Consider the following 1088-nt stretch of genomic DNA (forward strand, 5'->3'; position numbering starts at 1 on the left):
AAGCCTGCGGTGTAGTAGATCTTGGTGATCTCCTGGAAGCCGGCCTTCTCGTCCGCCCACGGACCGATCCACTCGGTGCCGTCGATCGCCCCCGAGGACAGCGCCTGGTACACTTCCGCGCCCGGCAGGTTCTGCACCGAGGCGCCGAGCTTGCCCAGCACCTGGCCGCCCTGGCCCGGCATCCGGAACTTGAGGCCCTGGAAATCCTCGGGCGAGTTGATCTCCTTGGAGAACCAGCCGCCCGACTGCGGGCCGGTGTTGCCGGCGGGGAAGGCCTTGAGGCCGAAGATCGAGTAGAGCTCGTCGCAGAGCTCCAGGCCGCCGTCGTGGTAGTACCAGTTGGCGTATTCCATGAAGTTCATGCCGAACGGCACCTGGCTGAAGAACGACAGCGCCGGGTGCTGGCCGAGGAAGTAGTAGTCGACGCCGTGGTACATGTCGGCCTGGCCGGCAGAGACCGCGTCGAAGACCTCGAAGGCACCGACGAGTTCGCCCGCCGCCTTGAGTTCGACGGTCAGCTCGCCGTCGGTGGCGGCCGTGATCTGGTCTGCGCAGTACTGGGCGCTGTCGTGCACACCGGCGAGACCGCGGCCCCAGGTTGTCACGAGGGTGAGGGTGCGCTTGCCCTGCGCGTAGGCCGGAGCGGCAAGCGCAGACGCGGCAGCAGCAGCGCCACCGGCAGTGGTGGCCCTCAGAAAGGAACGACGATCCATGAATATCCTCCCATGGTATTATTGCGCGCGCCTCTCCTCCGGCACGCGCGGATCGTGAAGTGCAGCCACACTAGATTGTGATTCTCCGTGCGGAAATACCCAGTGCTACGGACATGCGCCGTAATTTCGCCCCGAAAACGCCCGAAACGCGGCGGTTTTCGGGCGTGATGCCGTTGGGGCAGCGGCGCATTTCGTGGTTTCATCAGGGCCGAATCACCGACTATCGAGGAGCATGGCCGCGATTCTCGAACGCTTTCGCATCAGCTACGGACAGAAGCTCTTTCTGCTCACCTCGGCGCCGCTGATCCTGTCGGCGGCGGCCATCGCCTTCGTCGTCGCCTCGCAGTCCCGCGCCACCGCCGACCGCGAGATCCG

Annotated in this window: 1 protein-coding gene; it reads right to left on the bottom strand. The window is 65.3% G+C overall.

What is annotated here, in order from left to right; all coding sequences use genetic code 11:
- The coding region (locus tag HC022_RS27065; RefSeq protein WP_167454436.1) for a TRAP transporter substrate-binding protein at positions 1-713 on the bottom strand (713 nt) is incomplete at its 3' end.
- Positions 714-1088 lie beyond the last annotated feature (375 nt).

It is taken from the genome of Salipiger sp. HF18, from assembly GCF_011806505.1.
GTDB classification, from domain to species: domain Bacteria; phylum Pseudomonadota; class Alphaproteobacteria; order Rhodobacterales; family Rhodobacteraceae; genus Salipiger; species Salipiger thiooxidans.